At 60.3% G+C, this 16,379-nt stretch carries 16 protein-coding genes; 6 read left to right on the top strand and 10 right to left on the bottom strand.

Annotated features, from left to right (window positions below; genetic code table 11):
- Nucleotides 1-300: 300 nt before the first annotated feature.
- The 4 genes from thrC (at nt 301) to PYH37_RS15680 (ending at nt 6,870) form a co-directional block, all read left to right on the top strand.
- Entirely contained in the window at nt 301-1,701 is a 1,401-nt protein-coding gene (thrC, locus tag PYH37_RS15695) for a threonine synthase (RefSeq protein ID WP_280735841.1), read from the top strand.
- Between the two features lie 15 nt (nt 1,702-1,716).
- Complete coding sequence (locus PYH37_RS15690) at nt 1,717-3,015, top strand: M16 family metallopeptidase (protein ID WP_280735840.1); 1,299 nt, start codon at nt 1,717-1,719, stop codon at nt 3,013-3,015.
- A 331-nt stretch (nt 3,016-3,346) separates the two neighbouring features.
- Nucleotides 3,347-3,958 carry a GNAT family N-acetyltransferase gene (locus PYH37_RS15685; protein WP_280735839.1) on the top strand — a complete coding sequence of 204 codons (612 nt, stop codon included), beginning with the start codon at nt 3,347-3,349 and terminating at the stop codon, nt 3,956-3,958.
- Nucleotides 3,958-6,870, top strand: a complete 2,913-nt coding sequence (locus PYH37_RS15680) for a sensor domain-containing phosphodiesterase (RefSeq protein WP_280735838.1) — start codon at nt 3,958-3,960, stop codon at nt 6,868-6,870. Before PYH37_RS15685 ends, PYH37_RS15680 begins: the two co-directional genes overlap by 1 nt.
- A 73-nt stretch (nt 6,871-6,943) precedes the next feature.
- Here PYH37_RS15680 and PYH37_RS15675 read toward each other — a convergent pair whose 3' ends face one another.
- Together PYH37_RS15675 and PYH37_RS15670 are read right to left on the bottom strand one after the other, a co-directional pair.
- Entirely contained in the window at nt 6,944-8,008 is a 1,065-nt protein-coding gene (locus PYH37_RS15675) for a zinc-binding metallopeptidase family protein (RefSeq protein WP_280735837.1), read from the bottom strand.
- Nucleotides 8,009-8,087: 79 nt separating this feature from the next.
- Nucleotides 8,088-8,693, bottom strand: coding sequence for a YqgE/AlgH family protein (locus PYH37_RS15670; RefSeq protein ID WP_280735836.1), 606 nt, complete (start codon nt 8,691-8,693; stop codon nt 8,088-8,090).
- A 161-nt stretch (nt 8,694-8,854) separates the two neighbouring features.
- Between PYH37_RS15670 and PYH37_RS15665 the strand changes: the two genes are divergently transcribed.
- Together PYH37_RS15665 and PYH37_RS15660 are read left to right on the top strand one after the other, a co-directional pair.
- Nucleotides 8,855-9,694 (top strand): protein-disulfide reductase DsbD domain-containing protein, encoded by an 840-nt coding sequence (locus PYH37_RS15665; RefSeq protein WP_280736061.1) that lies wholly within the window; start codon nt 8,855-8,857, stop codon nt 9,692-9,694.
- 73 nt (nt 9,695-9,767) lie between these two features.
- On the top strand, nt 9,768-10,253 hold the full coding sequence (locus PYH37_RS15660) for a peroxiredoxin (RefSeq protein ID WP_280735835.1): 486 nt from the start codon (nt 9,768-9,770) through the stop codon (nt 10,251-10,253).
- A gap of 48 nt (nt 10,254-10,301) precedes the next feature.
- On the opposite strand, the gene rnhA is transcribed toward PYH37_RS15660, so the two are convergent.
- The 8 genes from rnhA to PYH37_RS15620 all read right to left on the bottom strand — a co-directional run bounded on the left by rnhA (nt 10,302) and on the right by PYH37_RS15620 (nt 16,370).
- Nucleotides 10,302-10,763 (bottom strand): ribonuclease HI, encoded by a 462-nt coding sequence (rnhA, locus tag PYH37_RS15655; RefSeq protein ID WP_280735834.1) that lies wholly within the window; start codon nt 10,761-10,763, stop codon nt 10,302-10,304.
- Entirely contained in the window at nt 10,760-11,740 is a 981-nt protein-coding gene (locus PYH37_RS15650) for a homoserine kinase (protein WP_280735833.1), read from the bottom strand. Before PYH37_RS15650 ends, rnhA begins: the two co-directional genes overlap by 4 nt.
- 85 nt (nt 11,741-11,825) lie before the next feature.
- Nucleotides 11,826-12,836 (bottom strand): 4-hydroxy-3-methylbut-2-enyl diphosphate reductase, encoded by a 1,011-nt coding sequence (ispH, locus tag PYH37_RS15645; RefSeq protein ID WP_280735832.1) that lies wholly within the window; start codon nt 12,834-12,836, stop codon nt 11,826-11,828.
- Between the two features lie 3 nt (nt 12,837-12,839).
- Nucleotides 12,840-12,953 (bottom strand): hypothetical protein, encoded by a 114-nt coding sequence (locus PYH37_RS15640; protein WP_280736060.1) that lies wholly within the window; start codon nt 12,951-12,953, stop codon nt 12,840-12,842.
- Between the two features lie 176 nt (nt 12,954-13,129).
- Nucleotides 13,130-14,656 (bottom strand): FAD-dependent oxidoreductase, encoded by a 1,527-nt coding sequence (locus PYH37_RS15635; protein WP_280735831.1) that lies wholly within the window; start codon nt 14,654-14,656, stop codon nt 13,130-13,132.
- A gap of 85 nt (nt 14,657-14,741) precedes the next feature.
- A complete protein-coding gene (locus PYH37_RS15630; protein ID WP_280735830.1) occupies nt 14,742-15,500 on the bottom strand; it encodes an SURF1 family protein in 759 nt (252 codons plus the stop codon).
- On the bottom strand, nt 15,493-15,876 hold the full coding sequence (locus PYH37_RS15625) for a DUF983 domain-containing protein (RefSeq protein WP_280735829.1): 384 nt from the start codon (nt 15,874-15,876) through the stop codon (nt 15,493-15,495). Before PYH37_RS15625 ends, PYH37_RS15630 begins: the two co-directional genes overlap by 8 nt.
- Complete coding sequence (locus tag PYH37_RS15620; RefSeq protein ID WP_280735828.1) at nt 15,873-16,370, bottom strand: L,D-transpeptidase family protein; 498 nt, start codon at nt 16,368-16,370, stop codon at nt 15,873-15,875. The genes PYH37_RS15625 and PYH37_RS15620 overlap by 4 nt, the downstream gene beginning before the upstream one ends.
- Nucleotides 16,371-16,379 lie beyond the last annotated feature (9 nt).

Here is a 16,379-nt window from a genome sequence, read left to right as displayed (position 1 = left end):
CTTCGGGCATCGTCTATAGCAGCGGCAAATTGAAAAATCGACCGGTCGGCCCTCGCGAGCCGAAATTTCCGAAACGCCCGGAAATTGCCATGGTGACAAGAATGGCCGCGCGATTTGCCAGTGACTAACGCAAAAGAATCCGGGCCGGGCGGATTCACTTGCGGTCTGCAACACTCTCGCACGACAGCGCCGTGCGTCTTTTCAGACGCACGGCGGAGGCTGTAGCACTTTGAACTTCTGCATGGGTTTCGGCTTGATTCGGCCCGAGACCATCTTGGTTTCGCACGACGAAGGAAAACGATGGTGAAGTATATTTCGACACGGGGAGAAGCAAAATCTCTCGGTTTCTGCGACGCTCTTCTGGCGGGGCTGGCTCGTGACGGCGGGCTTTACCTACCGAAGGAATGGCCGACATTCTCGAAGAAGGAGATCCGGGCGTTGCGCGGCAAATCCTATCAAGAGATCGCCTTCACCATCCTCGAGCCGTTCACCAATGGCGAAATCCCAGCCGTCAAATTCCGCGAGATGATCGACGATGCCTATGCTACCTTCCGCCATCCGGCCATAGCGCCACTGGTTCAGACCGGCCCCAACGCTTTCGTCATCGAGCTCTTCCATGGTTCGACGCTCGCCTTCAAGGACGTGGCGATGCAACTGCTCGCCCGACTGATGGACCATGTTCTTGCCGAACGCGGCGAAAGGGCGACGATCGTCGGAGCGACGTCCGGAGACACCGGCGGGGCGGCGATCGACGCCTTTGCCGGACGGGAGCGCACCGACATCTTCATTCTTTTCCCGCATGGCAAGGTTTCGCCGGTGCAGCAAAGACAGATGACGACCGCCACCGAAGCGAACGTGCATGCGATCGCCATCAATGGCAATTTCGACGATTGCCAGAACCTGGTCAAAGCCATGTTCAATGACGAGGCGTTCCGTGACCGCGTCAAACTTTCGGGCGTCAACTCGATCAACTGGGCGCGCATCATGGCCCAGATCGTCTATTATTTCACGACGGCCGTCGCGCTTGGCGGCCCGGATCGGAAGATCTCCTTTACCGTGCCGACCGGCAATTTCGGCGATATCTTCGCCGGATACGTCGCCAAGCGCATGGGCTTGCCAATCGACAAGTTGATTATCGCCACCAACGAGAACGACATCCTCGCCCGCACCTTGAAGACCGGGCGCTACGAGATGCGCGAAGTCAAGGCGACGACCTCGCCGTCGATGGACATCCAGATCTCCTCCAACTTCGAGCGGCTGCTGTTCGAGGCCAATGAGCGTGATCCGGCCGCGGTGCGTGCGGCAATGGCAAGCCTCAGCCAGTCCGGTTCTTTTGCGATCGGTGACGGCGCGCTAAAAAAAATCCGCAAGGAGTTTCGCGCCGGCCGCGCCTCGGAAAAGGAGGTGGCGAAAACCATCCGCAAAACCTTCGAGGAAACCGGCTATCTCCTTGATCCGCATACGGCAATCGGTGTGCACGTCGCGGATAAACATGAGAAATCTTCGGCCGCGATGGTGACGCTCGCGACAGCCCATCCTGCGAAATTCCCTGCTGCAGTAAAATCGGCAAGTGGTATTGACCCCGCGCTTCCGACGTGGCTTGCTGATCTCATGAACAGGGCGGAGCGTTTCGATATCCTGGATCCGGAGCTTAAGAACGTCGAAACCTTCATCGGCGAGCGTACCCGCGTTCGGGATTAGGAACGAAAGAAGCATATGATGAAAGTTGACTGCACCCGGCTCCCTTCCGGGCTGACGGTGGTGACCGAGCAAATGCCGCATCTCGAAAGTGTGGCACTCGGCGTCTGGATCAAGTCCGGATCGCGAAACGAAACCGTGGATGAACACGGAATTGCGCATCTGCTGGAGCACATGGCTTTCAAGGGAACCCGGCGGCGCAGCGCTCGCCAGATTGCCGAGGAGATCGAGAATGTCGGCGGCGAGGTCAACGCGGCCACCTCGACCGAGACGACCTCCTACTACGCCCGCGTGCTCAAGGATCATGTGCCGCTGGCGGTCGACATCCTCGCCGATATCCTGACCGAGTCGACGTTCGACGACGACGAGCTCCGGCGCGAGAAGCAGGTTATTCTGCAGGAGATCGGGGCTGCCGACGATACGCCGGACGACGTGGTCTTCGATCGCTTCGCCGAAACAGCCTACCGCGACCAGACGGTCGGCCGGCCGATCCTCGGGACGCCGGAGACCGTCTTGTCCTTCTCGGCCGACCAGATCCGCCACTATCTTGGCCGCAACTATACGACCGACCGGATCTTCATCGTCGCAGCCGGCGCCGTCGAGCACGACTCGCTTGTGCGCCAGGTCGAGGAACGCTTTTCCACTCTCGCGACCGCACCGCTTTCTTCACCCGTTCTCGACACGGCGCGTTATACCGGCGGCGATAGCCGCGAAAGCCGCGACCTCATGGATGCGCAGATTCTGCTCGGCTTCGAAGGCAAGGCCTATCACGCCCGCGATTTTTACTGCTCGCAGATCCTGGCGAACATTCTTGGCGGCGGCATGTCTTCGCGCCTGTTCCAGGAAGTGCGCGAGCACAGGGGTCTCTGTTATTCGGTTTATGCCTTTCATTGGGGCTTTTCCGATACCGGTATCTTCGGTGTCCATGCGGCGACCGGCGGCGAAAACCTGCCGGAACTGATGCCGGTGATCGTCGACGAATTGCGTAAGTCGTCGATGAACATAGAGCAGCAGGAGATTGAACGCGCCCGCGCGCAGATTCGCGCGCAGTTGTTGATGGGCCAGGAGAGCCCGGCAGCCCGGGCCGGCCAGATCGCACGCCAGATGATGCTCTACGGCCGCCCGATTCCGAATGACGAACTGATGGAGCGCTTGTCCGGTATCACGATCGAGCGCCTGACGGATCTCGCAGGCCGACTGTTCTTCGATACGGTGCCCACGCTTTCGGCGATCGGCCCGCTCGAACATCTCGCGCCAATGAACGATATCCTGTCGACGCTTACCACCAAGGCCGATACACGCGCGCTCGCGGGCTAATTACTGCATGTTTCCTAAAATCGGAGCCGATTTTAAGGATAAACCATGCAGCAGTTCGTGCGTCTGAAAAGACGCGCGGCGCGGTAGAGACGTTGTCGATAGACGTGTTGAGAGGCAATCTTCTTTCTCTCACAATTCCTGAAAAATCGGATTCGATTCGAGCGCAAACTTGTGCAACGTTCAGGATTGAACGACGGCCTCGCACGAGTGATCGGCGGCGCCGCGAACGGAGGATTCCCACCCGTTCACGCAATTGATTTGATGCGGGATAGGGAAGTGCGGCGCGGTTTTCCGCCAGCATCCCGCTCCTGAGTTTGGCCCGGAGGTACGTATGGCACGATCGGTTTTTCGGTTCCTGTCGCGGCAGCCCGAGTCGGTCGAGATCGCCAATCAGCATTACCTGCTCCGCCTGCCCCGGTATGCCGATTATCGGCAGTGGTACCACTTGCGCAGCGCGAGTCGCGCCTTCCTGGAGCCTTGGGAGCCGACCTGGCGCGTCGACGAAATGACCGAGAGCGCCTTTCGAAGCCGAGTCATTCGCAATGAGCAGGAATACGCCTCCGGTCAGGCTGTGCCGTTGTTCCTATTCCACAAGCCCGATGAAATCCTCCTTGGCGGCTTGACCATCGGCCACATCCGGCGAGGTGCGGCGCAGAACTGCATGATCGGTTACTGGATGGGGCAGAAATATGCCGGTCAGGGCCATATGTTCGAGGCGCTGAAGCTGACGATCCCCTACATCTTTTCGACCCTTGAGTTGCACCGTATTGAAGCAGCCTGTATTCCAGAGAACGCACGGAGCATTCGCCTCCTTGAAAAGGCCGGCTTTGAGCGTGAAGGCTATTTGAGACAGTACTTGAAGATAAACGGACAGTGGCGGGATCATCTGATGTTTTCCCTTCTGTCCGCCGACGCCGTACCGAACAGGAATATGCCCCTTTGATGCCCCTAACCTGTAAGCCGTTCGCGTGGCCAGCCACAAAGCTAGCGGCGCTTCTGGTCGCATTCGTCGTCTTCGCGCTCGGCCTTGCCGGCGGCGTCGCGCATGCGCTCGAACCGGTGAAAATCTCGCGGGAGGATACCGCGCTCGACCTCACCGCCACGACGGAAATCTACAGCGGACGGGGCGAGGCGTTCCAGGTTTCCACCGCTCCCGGCACGGACGGCATCGTGCGGCGCATCGAGGTGCGCTCGAGCACGGAAAACCATCAAGGGGACTGGGCCGTTTTCGCGCTTGCCAATGTCTCGGAGGAGCAGCTCGAGCGCGTTATCGTCGCGCCTCATTTCCGGCTGGTGAATTCCAAGCTGTTCTGGCCCGATCTTGGATCCCAGCGTATTCTGTCGATCACGCCGAGCGAGGGTTTTGCGCTCGACCGGCAGCCGAGCGACGAGGCTGATGTCTTCCGCATCACGCTCAATCCGGGCGCTGTCATCACTTTCGTTGCCGAACTGACAACGCCGGATCTGCCGCAGATCTATCTCTGGCAGCCCGACGCCTACAAGGACACCGTGAATGCATTCACGCTCTATCGCGGGATCGTGCTTGGGATTGCGGGACTTCTGGCGGTGTTCCTCACCATCCTCTTCGTCGTCAAAGGCACCTCGATGCTGCCGGCGACCGCGGCGCTCGCCTGGGCGGTGCTTGCCTATATCTGCGTCGATTTCGGCTTCCTTTCCAAGCTGATCAGTGTGACGGCGGGTGACGAGCGAATATGGAGAGCGGGGGCAGAAGTGTTTCTGGCGGCTGGACTGGTCGTCTTCCTCTTCACCTATTTGAACCTCAATCGCTGGCACCAGCATCTTGGCTACGCGACACTCGCCTGGATTCTTGGCTTGGGGCTGCTCTTCGGGGTGGCCATCTATGATCCGGCAATCGCCTCGGGCATCGCCCGCCTCTCCTTCGCATTGACGGCGATCGTCGGCATCGTGCTGATCGCCTATCTCGGCTTCAACCGTTACGACCGTGCCATTCTTCTCGTCCCGGCCTGGCTGCTGATCCTCGTCTGGCTCTTCGGCGCCTGGCTTGCCGTGACCGGCCAGCTTGCCAACGACATCGTGCAGCCGGCGCTTGGCGGGGGGCTCGTCCTCATCGTGCTTCTGATCGGCTTCACCGTCATGCAGCATGCCTTTGCCGGCGGCGCCTACCAGCAGGGCCTGTTCTCCGACCTGGAACGCCAATCGCTTGCGCTGACCGGTTCGGGCGACACGGTCTGGGACTGGGACGTGGCCCGCGACCGCGTTGTCACCATTCCCGATATCTCGCACCAGCTCGGCCTCTCGCTCGGAACGATGAGTGGACCTGTCCGCAACTGGGTGCCGCGGCTGCATCCGGACGATCGCGATCGGTTCCGGGCGACGTTGGATGTGCTCCTGGAACACAGGCGCGGCCGGTTGAACCATGAGTTTCGCGTGCGCGCCGAAGACGGTCACTATCACTGGCTATCGATCCGAGCGCGGCCTGTGCTCGGCGCCAACGGCGAAATCATCCGCTGCGTCGGCACCATTGTCGATATCACCGAACAGCGCAACTCGGTCGAGCGGCTGCTGCACAACGCGCTTCTCGACAATCTGACCGGCCTGCCGAACAGACAGGTGTTCCTAGACCGCTTGCAGGCGATCCTGCTGATGGCCGACAGCGCCAACCCCGTGCGCCCGACCGTCCTCGCCATCGACATCGATCGCTACAAGCAGGTCAATGACATGCTCGGCATTGCTGCCGGCGATAACATTCTCATCGCCTTGACGCGTCGCCTGCGCCGGCTCCTGCGCCCGCAAGATACCCTGGCGCGTCTCGGCGGCGACCAGTTTGGGCTGATCCTCATGTCCGAGCGCGATCCGGCAAAGATCGCGGACTTCGCCGATGCGGTCAGCAAGGCGATCATGGTTCCGCTCAACTACGGCAATCGCGAAATCAACCTGACCGCCTCGATCGGCCTCGTTTCCTGGCTCGATCAGGAACAGAACGCGGCCGGCCTGCTTGATGACGCCGAGCTTGCGATGTTCCGCGCCAAGAAGGCGGGCGGCAGCCGCGTCGAGCCCTTCCGGCCGGCATTCCGAACGTCGGGTTCGGACCGCCTTCAGCTCGAGGCGGATCTGAAGCGAGCGATCGAGCGCAAGGAACTGTCCCTTGTTTATCAGCCGATCGTCCGGCTTAGCGACGCTGAGATCGCCGGTTTCGAGGCGCTCATGCGCTGGGATCATCCTAAGCGTGGCAACATCTCGCCGACTGAGTTCATCCCGATTGCCGAGAACTCCGACGTCATAAACCAGATCGGCATGTTCGCCTTCGAGAAGGCAACGAGCGATCTCACCGACTGGCAGATCCAGACCGGCGACCTGCCGATTTTCGTCTCGATCAATCTGTCGAGCGCACAGCTTCTCAACAACGAGCTCTACGATGACGTGCGCGCGGTCCTCAACAAGAACCGCTGCGATCCGGCAAAGGTAAAGATGGAGCTGACCGAATCGCTGGTGATGGAGAATCCGGAGCAAGCTCGTCTCGTGCTCGAGAAGCTCAAGGAAGCGGGCCTGCGGCTGGCCCTGGACGATTTCGGCACCGGCCATTCCTCGCTCTCCTATCTGACACGTTTTCCCTTCGACACGATCAAGATCGACAAGGCGCTGGTGCGTGATCCGAGCGACAAGCGCGGCATTCTGCTGCGCTCGGTGATCACGATGGCACGCGAACTCGGCATGCAGGTAGTGGCCGAAGGCATCGAGTCGGAAGAGGATGCGATCCAGCTATCGCAGATGGGATGCGACTACGGGCAGAGCTTCCTGTTCGGCCCGCCCGTCGGTTCGGAATCGATCCTGCGGCTGCTCAAGGAGCGATTTCCGCTGATGAAGAGGGCTTGAAAGCTGCCGGTGTTCACGGCGCTGCGGGCCGAACGAGCTACAAAATCAGCGCTCTGAATTGCAGCACTCGCGATCAGCTTCTCCGCGCGCCGTGAACCAGATTTATGACGAAATCGAGCTTCTCGACGACCGGTGGCGAAAGGACAAAGGGATAACTGTCCGGCTGCCCCATACTGCGCTGAACAGCATTCAGTGCAACGCTCAGCGGTATCCAAGAATCGACAAGCACCTGCGCTTCCCGCACCGTATAGGGGTCGAAGTCCACTTCCGCCGCCATCTCTTCGTGGTGGCGCGGATCGATCGACAAGCCAAAGGCGCGCGCCGTCTCGAGCGTATCGACGATGTGAAGACAATGAGCCCAGCATTCGGCGAAATCCTCGGCCGGATGACTGCTGGCATAGCTTGATATGAAGCGTTCCTGCCAGTCAGCGGGTGGGCCGTTCTCGTAGTTTCTTCGCAAAGCCTCGGCATAGTCCTCCCGTTCGTCGCCGAAAAGCGCTCTCGCCTCGGCAAGCGTCGGTTCATCCCGAACGAGCCGCGGCCAATAGAAATGCCCGATCTCATGCCGGAAGTGCCCGAGCAATGTGCGGTAAGGTTCGTTCATCGACACACGGATACTTTCGCGCGTCTCGTCGTCAGCTTCTGCAGCGCGCAGGCTGATGAGCCCCTCCTCGTGGCGCGTCATCGCCGGAACGACTTCCCCGTCAGCGCCGACCTCATCGGCCAGAAAATCGAAAACGAGGCCGCCTTGCGGGTCCTCTTCACGGTCCGGACGAGGCAGGTTCAGCCTGATCAGCGAATAGAACAGATGGCGCTGCGCCTGAGCAATGCGTTGCCATCGTCGCAAACCTGGCTGGCTGACCGCCGGAACAATCCGGTTGTGACGGCATGCGGCACAAAAAGGCCCGCGCTCCGCATCGGTGAGTAGCCAGTTGCAGACGTCGATGCGGGCATTGTCGCAAAATCGCAACCTTTGCCCCGGCAATGCCGCACATTGCCAGGTTCCGTCACCTGAGGGATTTCCCGCATAGATCGCCGTCTGCGCGGGCAGAAAACCCAGCTGGCTGCCACAGGCCACGCAGTAGCGATTGTCGAAATAGACTGGCTGACCGCAATTGCTGCACGCGAAGAGCTTCATGCAAGTCACCGGCTGAACGAACAGCGCATCTCTGAGTGTGCCAGGCTGGTATGACGCCGCCGCGTCCTCGGCGGCCAGGTCAGGCGTGGCCGGCGTCGGTCGAAAGCATCGCGGAACTGACGCCCATCAGCGCCAGGGCCCGGTCGTATTTCTCGTCAAGCGCGCGGTCGAAGATCAGTTCCTCGCTGGCGGGGCACGTCAGCCAGCCGTTCTGCGAGATTTCGTTTTCGAGTTGGCCGGGGCCCCAACCGGCGTAGCCGAGCAGCATCGTCGCCTTGAGCGGTCCTTCACCACGGGAGATCGCCCTGACGATATCGAGCGTCGCCGTGAGGCAGATGTCGTCACTGACGGGAATGCTGGAATCGCTTAAATAATCGTCGGAATGCAGCACGAAGCCGCGGCCGGTCTCGACGGGGCCACCAGCCTGTATCTGGAAATCGCGCGCCGTCGCCGGCAAGCGGATTGCATCGTCGGGATCGAGGAGCTGCAGGTGCAGCAGCACATCCGGAAAGGTCAGGCGTTGCGGCCGGTTGAGCACGAAACCCATCGCCCCATCTTCGGAATGGGCACAGACGAAAATGACTGTGCGGGCAAAATTCGCGTCAAACATGCTGGGCATGGCGATCAGGAACTGACCGTCAAGGAAGCCACGTTCACGCGTCTTTTGCAGCGTCGTTGTTGCCATAATGGAGATAGCCTACCAATTCGCCACGAAATGAAAAGCGCCTCTACGTGGCGGCTGCGAAAATTGCACGCGCGGCGCTAACGCTGCGATCAAACAATTATGATCGCTTCCATGCGTCCGGGCGGCTGGAGGCCGACGATGAAACGCTATACTGCTTGACCATGACCAGACGCACCACAATAGAGAACATGGCTCAGCGCCTCGCTGCGACAACCCTTCTCCTCGCATTTTTTCTGCCAGCCAAATCCTATGCGGCCGCCAGCGAATGGGTGACTGTCACCGGAGGCGCGATCCGGATCGTCGCCTCCCAACCCAAAGCGGACGGCTCCATACCCGCCATTTTGGAAGTCAAGCTCGAGCCCGGCTGGAAGACCTATTGGCGCGATCCGGGGCCTAGCGGAATACCGCCGCAGATCACGCTCGATCCGGCTGGCAGCGTTGTTCTCGATGCGATCCATTTCCCTGTACCGAAGACATTCGGCGAGGGAGCGGGCCGCTATGTCGGATATGACGACCCGGTCGCCTTTCCGCTGACCCTGAAACGAGTGGGCAATGGACGGGACGTGACGATCCGGGCTTCGGTCTTTCTCGGCATCTGCGAAGACATCTGCATTCCGGTGCAGGGCGAACTCGACGTCACGCTGAAAGAAGGCGATTTCGACAATCCGCTCGACAGCGCGCGCATTGCCGATGCGGTGGCCTCACTCCCGGAGGCGCCATCCGAAGATTTCCGGGTCACGACCGCGACCTTTGACGCGGCCGCCGGGGTAATTCGTCTTGATCTCCAGTTGCCGCAAAAGGCCAGCAGACCCGAGCTTTTTCTTGCCGGCCCATCCGGGATCAGCTTCGGCAAGCCAGTTGTCGGTGAACCGGCCACACACCGCCGGGTGGACGTTCCCGTAAGGCTTTCCGGAAAGGACAAACGCATCGCTGGAAAGCCGATCGCCCTCACCGTGCGCGCCGGAGATCGCAGCATGGAAACCACCCTTGTCTTTGATTGACGTGGGCCTATAGTCCCTCGCAGAGTGCGGGCGCGCCTGTTCTGACCGCCCGCTCAGCATCGAGGAGAGAGCCGTGACCATTGCTGTCGGAGACAAGCTACCTAACGTAACCTTCAAGGAAAAGACCGCCGACGGTCCGGTCGAAGTAACCACCGAACAGCTTTTCAAGGGTAAGCGCGTCGTTCTCTTTGCTGTTCCCGGCGCCTTCACGCCGACCTGCTCGCTCAACCACCTTCCGGGTTATCTTGAAAACCGCGACGCGATTCTTGCGCGCGGCATCGATGACATCGCCGTGGTCGCGGTCAATGACTTGCATGTCATGGGTGCCTGGGCAACCTCGTCCGGCGGCATGGGCAAGATCCACTTCCTGTCGGATTGGAATGCCGCCTTCACCAAGGCGATCGGCATGGATATCGACCTCTCGGCTGGCACACTCGGCATTCGATCGAAGCGCTATTCGATGCTGGTCGAGGACGGCGTGGTCAAGGCGCTGAACGTGGAAGACAGCCCGGGCCAGGCGACAGTTTCCGGTGCAGCCGCCATGCTGGAACAGATTTGACCAGTCGGACATTCAAGGCAGGCGAAACGGGCCAATACGGCCCGTTTTTCATTTAACAACGTCCGGTCGGCGCATTTTCTTGAATGGCTCCATCCCCTTGCGCGCCAGCTCATCGGCGCGCTCGTTTTCCCGATGGCCGGCATGTCCCTTGACCCAGTGCCAGGTCACCTTGTGGCGGTCTCGCGCCTCGTCGAGCGCCTGCCACAGCTCACCGTTCTTCACCGGCTTCCGGTCACCGGTCTTCCAGCCGTTGCGCTTCCAGCCGTGAATCCATTTGGAGATCCCATCCATGACGTATTTGCTGTCGGTATGGAGATCGACTTCGCACGGTTGCTTTAATGCATTCAGCGCCGAGATTGCCGCGATCAGTTCCATCCGGTTGTTGGTCGTCTCCGCCTCTCCGCCGGACATCTCCTTTTCGACATCGCCATAACGCAGCACCGCACCCCAGCCGCCCGGCCCGGGATTTCCCGAGCAGGCCCCGTCGGTAAAAATATCGACGTGCTTCATGCCGATGCCTCCTCGCGCCGCAGGCCATATTCGGCGCTGGAAACGATAGCGCGGTGGAAGCGGATCTTCGTCAGATATTCAAGTGGATCCTTCTTCACCACCAGCGCCCCTGCCGGCGTCATCAGCCAGTCATAGAGGCGCGTCAGGAAGAAGCGGAGCGCCGAACCTCGCGCCAGCAGCGGCAAAGCCGCCACCTCGTCCGCCGTCAATCGTCGTACGCTCTCGTAGCCGGAGAGAAGGGCCATACCCTTGGTAATGTTGTAGGAGCCGTCCTTCTCGAAGCACCAAGAATTAAGGCAGACGGCGAGGTCATAGGCGAGGAAGTCGTTGCAGGCAAAATAGAAATCGATGAGACCGGACAAGCGATCGCCGAGGAAGAAGACATTGTCGGGGAAGAGATCCGCATGGATCACGCCTTCCGGCAGCCCCTTCGGCCAATGGTCTTCCAGGTAAGCCAGCTCCGCCGCGATCTCGTCTTTCAATCCGCTCTGCACTTCATCGGCACGCGCCTCCGAGTTCTGCCAGAGCGGCCGCCACCCGGCGACGGAGAGCGCATTTGCGCGCTTCAAGGGAAAGCCTTCTCCGGCGATGTGCATGGAGGCGAGCGCCCGCCCCACCTCGCGGCAATGCTGCGCCTCCGGCTTTCTGAGCCACATGCCTTCGAGAAAGGTGATCACGGCCGCCGGCCGGCCGGAGAGCGTACCCAGAAGCTTGCCATCGGCGCGCGGCAAGGGCAGCGGGCAGGAAAGCCCCCTTTCGGCGAGATGGTGCATCAGGCCCAGGAAGAACGGCAGGTCTTCGGCATTCACGCGCTTCTCATAGAGCGTCAGGATGTAAGAACCCTTGGTCGTATGAAGAAGGAAGTTCGAATTCTCGACGCCTTCGGCGATGCCCTTGTAGGAGGTCAATGCACCGACGTCATAGGCGGCGAGAAAGCGGATCAGGTCGTCTTCCGTGATATCGGTGTAAACTGCCAAGGCTCGCTACTTTCAGAAACGCTATTCTACTAGGTTGGAGCGGGACGCGGGCGAAAAAGCCGCTCACACTTTTCCTTATCCCGCTCTAATCACCGTTGACGAAAGCCATGTCGGCGGCGGTCAGTTCGACGTGGCGCAGTTCGCGGTTCACGAGGAAATTCTCGTTTTCCTCGACCGTGTCGGCAAGCTCGACCGTCGCGTTATAGCGCTCGCGGAACGCCTCGATGATCTCATTGACGATCACTTCCGGCGCCGAAGCGCCTGCCGAGAGACCGACGGTGGAGATATCGCCGATCGTCTCCCAGTCGATTTCGGACGCGCGCTGGACGAGGACGGATTTTGTTGCCCCTGCCCTGAGCGCCACTTCGACGAGCCGCTTGGAATTAGACGAGTTCGGCGCGCCGACGATCAGGAAAAGATCGCAGCCGGGCGCCGCCTGTTTGACCGCTTCCTGTCGGTTCGTGGTCGCATAGCAGATCGAATCGGCGGCCGGCGCGGTCAGATTGGGAAACCGTTCGTGCAGTCGTTTGATGACACCGGCGGTATCGTCGACCGAGAGCGTCGTCTGGGTCACGAAGCCGAGATTGTCCGGATCCGGCGGCACGTATGCATCGGCGTCCGCGACGGTCTCTATGAGGGAGACCGCGCCCTCCGGCAGTTGCCCCATCGTGCCGATGACTTCCGGATGCCCGGCATGGCCGATGAGGACAACATGGCGGCCCATCCGGTGGTGGCGCATCGCCTGCTTGTGCACCTTCGAGACCAGAGGACATGTGGCGTCGAGATAGAAGAGGTTGCGCTCATTCGCATCCGCCGGCACGGACTTCGGAACCCCGTGGGCGGAGAACACTACCGGCTGCTTGCGATGCTCCGGCGGTATTTCGTCGAGCTCCTCGACGAAGATCGCGCCCTTGGCCTCAAGCCCCTCGACGACGTAGCGGTTGTGAACGATCTCGTGGCGGACATAGACCGGCGCGCCAAACTCCTTGAGCGCCAGTACGACGATCTGGATTGCGCGATCGACGCCGGCACAGAAGCCGCGCGGCCCGCAAAGCCGAATGGTGATCGAAGATTTCGATGGGGCAGATGAGGCCATGGATCAGGACGCCGATGGAACGAACAGGAAAGCGAGTGTCGCCGGATTGCCTTGCGCCGAGAGGGCTGCGGGCTGGACCGACCATGCGCCATATATAGCGGCAACGATCGCGCACACAAGAAAGAAGAGCTTCGGCAAAGGCAAACGTCAGATCTCGCGGGAGAGGAACCAGACAGGCGTCAGGCCGTGGGCCGACTATGCGAGAACCACATCGTTCAGAGCACAGCCGTCCAGCGAATTGCCGCACTAAGGCAGCTTCCACACGCCCAATGTCGGGGTGTATTGCCGCGGCTTCATTCCTGCGCATTCGCTAGGGGCTTGAACGCCGGCGCGTTTAATGGTTCGCCATCCACGGAGAAATGAGAACCGTGGCATGGGCAGTCCCAACACTTTTCAAAAGCATTCCAGTGCACAACACAGCCTGCATGCGTGCAACTGGCAGATCGGAGATGCAGCTCGCCATCATCGTCGCGGTAGGCAGCAAGTTTTGCTGTGCCACGGCGGATCAGCGCGCCATAACCCGGTTTCAAATCGTCAAGCGTCGACAGCTCGCCGCCGGTTATATGCTTAGCGAGATTGGCCGCCATTGTGAGGTTTTCAGAAATATACTCGCCAGCTGCCTTGATCGAGATCCGGTTGGGTGCGTAGGCGCTTGCCCAAGCATTTTCCCGCCCCAGAATCAGGTCGCGCAGGATCAGAGAACCCGCAACGCCATTCGAGAGTCCCTCCCCAGAATCGCCAGTCACCACAAAGACGTTCTCATTGCCGGGGTTGCGTCCGACATGGGCAACATAGTCAACCGGCTCCACAACTTGCCCCGACCAAACATATTCCGGGTCTCGCATTGTCGGAAAATGCCTTTTCGCCCATTCCGTGAGCCTGAGGATTCGCTCCGACTGGTCGTCGGCCTGCCCCGTTTTGTGGTCCTCACCGCCGACGATCAGCCAATCATCATCAGCATCACCAGGCTGTAGGCGCACATAGTGATAAGGATCCAGCGTGTCCCAATACAGCGCGTCGTTAACCGATCCTCGTCGTGCGCGGCCGGCGATCACATATGTGCGGTATGGCGCCTGCTTGGTGTGGATAGCGATCCAGTCATTGATCGGTGAGTTGGTGGCGATCACCGCCGCCCTCGCATGGACTTCGTTGCCATGTTGCGTTTGGACGATTGTTTCGCCGCCCTTCTCTGCAACGCTCACAACTGGTGTTTCTGCGTAGAGGCGCCCGCCGTCTCGTTGAATGCACCGGATCAGCCCCGCGAGATATTTGAGTGGATGAAAACGCGCCTGATTGGGGAATCGGACACAACGGTGCTGAGGGGCCTCGGCTGAACCCGGCATTACCTCCCAAGTGACGCCTGAAAAACCCAACTTTTGACAGGCATCAATTTCCTTCTCCAACAGAGAAATGTCGGCGCTCGACGCAGCGAACAAGTAAGCATCGAGGCGTTGGAAGTCGCAATCGATCTTTTCCGACCGCTGGATCTCTTCCACGCGCTCAAGCGCGGCGACTTGGCTGTGGAAATAGTGCCCCGCTTCGTCCAGACCGCGCATTCCGATGAGTTCGTGGTAAAAATCGTCCAGGGCCGAGGCCAGATGCGCGCTCGTGCGAGCCGTCATGCCCCGTCCCAGTGGGCCCCGGTCCAGAACAATTACGGATTGCCCTTGACGACACAATTCGTAGGCGATCGAGAGGCCAGCGATACCGGAACCCACCACCACGACATCGGCCCGCTCATTTGCGGCAAGCGGTTCCGCATGCCACTCCGGGACGGTTGCCATCCAGAGAGAAACGCTGCGTTCGGAACTCACGTTCATAGGTCAAATCTCCGCCCGCCGAACCATCGGTCTCGGGAAAAGTTCCGCTGGCGCCAAGGAGGAGAATGCCCATTCGTTTGCCGTTTCAATCCCCGGGGAAATTCCTCGGCTTCCGCCGGTAGAGATAGGTCCCGGTAACAACGACGAGCGCCGCGGCAAGGCCATACCAGGTGAGCGCGTATTGGAGGTGATTGTTCGGCAGATCGAATTGCGTCACGCTGCCGATCGGCAGGCCGCCTGGGTTTTCCGAAGCATCGGCATCGACGAAGAAAGGAACCACGCGATCGGCAGGGATATCGGCAGCCGTCGCCATCGCATCGAGATCCTTCCAATAGAAGATGTTCTTGGCGATGTCGTTATCCGGCACCAGCGACGACGGCTTCTCCGTGAGCCTTGGCCGAGCGAGCCCGTTGATCGTCATGCTTCCCGTTACGTGCCCGTCGGGGCGCGTCGACGCCTCCTTCTTCTCGAAGGGTACGAAGCCACGGTTGACGAAAAGCGCGCGGCCGTCCGCGAGCATCAGCGGTGTGAAGACGTAATAGCCGGTGCGGCCTTCGTAAGTGGCGAAGAAGTGGCGCTCCCTGCCGTGCTCGAACGTTCCGGACACGCTTACCGTGCGATAGTCGATGTCATCGCCGGCCGCCGCCATCGCCTCAATCTGCTGCAGAGATACCGGGGGCGCCGATCGCCGCTCCGCAATTGCGGTAATCAAAGCTTCTTTCCAATGTAGTCGCTGCATCTGCCAGGTACCGAGGGAAACCAGTATCGCAAAGGCCGCGACGACCAGAGCAAAGCCCGCAACTCGACCGAGGCCACCGCGCAACGGCTTGTGCTCCTCAACCACGGTCGATCTCGCCCTGCCGTGCGCTGTTGCGGTATTGCAGATTGATCAGCACGCCCTTCAGCATCCGCATCAGCCCCAGGCTGAAGACGGTCGCCAAGGGTATCCAGAGCAGGAAGTGCAGCCACAACGGCGGATTGACGTTGACCTCCATCCAGAGCGCCGCGCCGACGACGATGAAGCCGACAATCAGGATGACAAAGACGACGGGTCCATCGCCTGAATCGGCGAAGCCATAGTCGAGTTGGCAATTCGTGCAGGCCGGCCGGACTTTCAGGAAGCCATCGAAAAGCTTGCCTTGGCCGCAGCGCGGGCAGTGGCCCTTGAGACCGGCAACGATCGGATCGACTGGCGGGTAAAGTGCCTTGTCGTCATTCATGGGTTGATCTCAATCGCAGTGTTGTCGGGAACCATATCCCAGATTTCGTCCATCTCAGCATTGGTAACTGCAATGCAGCCGTCCGTCCAATCGAACATCTGCGTCAAAAACGCCAGCCAGCCGAAGTAGTTGGGCTGACCGTGAATCATGATCATGCCACCCGGATCGATCCCCTTGGCCGCCGCCACCTCAATGTCCTGAGGTCCGGGATAGGAAACGTGGATGGACTTGTAGAAACTGCTCTCGTCGTTGCGCCAATCGAGGACATAACGCCCCTCCGGCGTCTTGCGGTCGCCTTCGCGCTCCTTGTGCCCGGCCGGATCGCCGCCGAGAGCGACCGGATATTCGCGCAACAGCCTAGTCCCCTGGAACAGTTGCAGGATGCGGCGTTCCTTGTGGACCACGACCCGATCGGCCGTTTCGGCGGCCGACGCCGAAAGGGACGGCGACAGGACCAACCCCGCAGCGATCAGCCATGGCCAAGCGCTCTTCATCGTCTACAC

Origin of the sequence: Sinorhizobium numidicum (genome assembly GCF_029892045.1) — a bacterium.
Taxonomy (GTDB): Bacteria; Pseudomonadota; Alphaproteobacteria; order Rhizobiales; family Rhizobiaceae; genus Sinorhizobium; species Sinorhizobium numidicum.
The sequence above is the reverse complement of the archived record's forward strand: the minus strand, read 5'-3'. Positions and strand labels throughout refer to the sequence as shown.

Excerpts from the sequence above, each read along its gene's own strand:
- thrC (WP_280735841.1), top strand. The coding sequence starts at position 301 with ATGGTGAAGTATATTTCGACACGGGGAGAAGCAAAATCTCTCGGTTTC.
- PYH37_RS15690 (WP_280735840.1), top strand. The coding sequence starts at position 1,717 with ATGATGAAAGTTGACTGCACCCGGCTCCCTTCCGGGCTGACGGTGGTG.
- PYH37_RS15685 (WP_280735839.1), top strand. The coding sequence starts at position 3,347 with ATGGCACGATCGGTTTTTCGGTTCCTGTCGCGGCAGCCCGAGTCGGTC.
- PYH37_RS15680 (WP_280735838.1), top strand. The coding sequence starts at position 3,958 with ATGCCCCTAACCTGTAAGCCGTTCGCGTGGCCAGCCACAAAGCTAGCG.
- PYH37_RS15675 (WP_280735837.1), bottom strand. The coding sequence starts at position 8,008 with ATGAAGCTCTTCGCGTGCAGCAATTGCGGTCAGCCAGTCTATTTCGAC.
- PYH37_RS15670 (WP_280735836.1), bottom strand. The coding sequence starts at position 8,693 with ATGGCAACAACGACGCTGCAAAAGACGCGTGAACGTGGCTTCCTTGAC.
- PYH37_RS15665 (WP_280736061.1), top strand. The coding sequence starts at position 8,855 with ATGACCAGACGCACCACAATAGAGAACATGGCTCAGCGCCTCGCTGCG.
- rnhA (WP_280735834.1), bottom strand. The coding sequence starts at position 10,763 with ATGAAGCACGTCGATATTTTTACCGACGGGGCCTGCTCGGGAAATCCC.
- ispH (WP_280735832.1), bottom strand. The coding sequence starts at position 12,836 with ATGGCCTCATCTGCCCCATCGAAATCTTCGATCACCATTCGGCTTTGC.
- PYH37_RS15635 (WP_280735831.1), bottom strand. The coding sequence starts at position 14,656 with ATGAACGTGAGTTCCGAACGCAGCGTTTCTCTCTGGATGGCAACCGTC.
- PYH37_RS15625 (WP_280735829.1), bottom strand. The coding sequence starts at position 15,876 with ATGAATGACGACAAGGCACTTTACCCGCCAGTCGATCCGATCGTTGCC.
- PYH37_RS15620 (WP_280735828.1), bottom strand. The coding sequence starts at position 16,370 with ATGAAGAGCGCTTGGCCATGGCTGATCGCTGCGGGGTTGGTCCTGTCG.